This window comes from Klebsiella sp. MS 92-3, assembly GCF_000195655.1.
In the GTDB taxonomy this organism is placed as follows: Bacteria; Pseudomonadota; Gammaproteobacteria; order Enterobacterales; family Enterobacteriaceae; genus Klebsiella; species Klebsiella pneumoniae.
This window is the reverse complement of record NZ_GL882819.1, coordinates 45,785-47,587: the sequence shown is the minus strand read 5'-3', so window position 1 is coordinate 47,587 and position 1,803 is coordinate 45,785. Positions and strand designations below refer to the sequence as shown.

2 protein-coding genes are annotated in these 1,803 nt (G+C 58.7%); one reads left to right on the top strand and one right to left on the bottom strand.

Annotation, left to right across the window (positions count from 1 at the left end; translation table 11 throughout):
- Positions 1-113: 113 nt before the first annotated feature.
- Positions 114-1,025, top strand: a complete 912-nt coding sequence (locus tag HMPREF9538_RS11070) for an Rpn family recombination-promoting nuclease/putative transposase (RefSeq protein WP_002913812.1) — start codon at positions 114-116, stop codon at positions 1,023-1,025.
- Here HMPREF9538_RS11070 and HMPREF9538_RS11075 read toward each other — a convergent pair.
- The gene (locus HMPREF9538_RS11075) at positions 1,022-1,723 is read right to left on the bottom strand and encodes a DnaA inactivator Hda (RefSeq protein WP_071606028.1); all 702 of its coding nucleotides are present in this window, start codon (positions 1,721-1,723) and stop codon (positions 1,022-1,024) included. The two genes, HMPREF9538_RS11070 and HMPREF9538_RS11075, sit on opposite strands and share 4 nt — an antisense overlap.
- Between the last annotated feature and the right edge of the window lie 80 nt (positions 1,724-1,803).

The window sequence follows — 1,803 nt, the reverse complement described above, 5'->3', positions numbered from 1 at the left end:
GCTTGCGCGGCGCTTTTTTTACGTGGGCGATTCCAGATCTTTCACGCCAATATCTCCCGCCCGCCGGACGGTGCTACTGTTGATCCATCGCTCAATCCACTGGACGGATGAACATGAAAAAGCCGACCTCCACGCCCCATGACGCCGTGTTTAAGACCTACCTCTCCCATCCCGATACCGCCCGTGATTTCCTGCAACTGTATCTGCCCGAGACGCTGCTTAAAGTGTGCGATCTGCGTACGCTGCATCTCGAGTCCGGGCATTTTGTCGAAGACGATCTGCGTCCCTTTTACGCCGACATTTTGTATTCCCTGAAAACCACGGCGGGCGACGGTTATATTTATGCGCTTATCGAACACCAGAGCACGCCCGACCGGCATATGGCCTTTCGTCTGATGCGCTACGCCATCGCCGCCATGCAGCGCCATCTCGATGCCGGCCACGATCGCCTGCCGCTGGTGATCCCTGTTCTCTTCTACCACGGTCTGGTGAGCCCCTATCCGTTCTCTCTGCGCTGGCTCGATGAATTCGTCGCTCCGGAGCTGGCCGGCCACCTTTATCACGGGGCGTTTCCGCTGGCGGACATAACCGTCATTCCGGATGACGAGATTGCCACCCACCAGCGCATGGCAACGCTGGAGTTACTGCAAAAACATATTCGACAACGCGATCTGGCGCAGCTCCTCGACAAGCTGAGCGAATTATTATTGACTGGACTGGCGACGGAATCGCAGGTACAAGCCCTGATGCACTATCTGGTACAGGCAGGCAACACGCGCGAGCCGATTAAATTCATTCGCGAGCTGGCGTTACGTACGCCGCAGCATAAGGAGACGTTGATGACGATTGCGGAATATCTGGAACAACAGGGGCTGGAGCGGGGCCTGGCGCAAGGCCGTCAGGAAGGACGGAAAGAAGAGGCGCAGCGCATCGCTGTCGCTATGCTGCACAGCGGCCTTCCGCGCGACCTGGTCGCCCGGTTGACCGGGCTGACGGAGCAGGAGCTGACTCCCCTGGCGGACTAAAGCTTAAGGATCGCTTTCACGAAGGGGATCGTCAGCTTGCGCTGAGCGGTAATCGAGGCGTGATCCAGCTGATCGAGGGTCATAAACAGCGAACGCATCTCGCGATCCAGCCGCTTCAGCAGGAAGCGGCACACATCTTCCGGCATCTCGAAGCCGCGCAGTCTGGCGCGTAGCTGCAGCGCCTGCAGTTTGTCTTCATCCGACAGCGGCTGCAGCTTATAGATCTGCCCCCAGTCCAGCCGTGAGGCCAGATCCGGCAGGCCAAGATTCAGCTGCCGCGGCGGCCGATCGCCGGTGATCAGCAGCCGGGTTTTGCCTGATTCCAGGATCCGGTTATAGAGATTAAAGATGGCCATCTCCCAGGGCTCATCGCCGGCGACGCACTCGATGTTATCGATGCACACCAGCGCCAGCTGTTCCATCCCCTCCAGCACCTCGGGCACAAACCACGTCCGTTTATCCAGCGGCACGTAGCCTACCGCATCCCCGCGCTGGGAAAGCTCCGCGCAGGCGGCGTGTAACAGGTGGCTACGACCTGCCCCTTCACGTGACCAGATATAAATGTACCCGCTGTGTTCCTGGCGCAGTACGTTCTGGAGGGCGGCAAGTAGGGAAGGATTATCACCCGGCCAGAAACTCGCGAAGGTTTCGTCGTCAGGAAGATACAGTGGCAAAGAGAGCTGTGCCGGTGCGTTCAGATGGACCTCAACATAGGCTTACAGAAAAACGCGAAGAGTTTACCACAGATTTAGGTCAGGAGAGAACCGGGCGGGGGGGG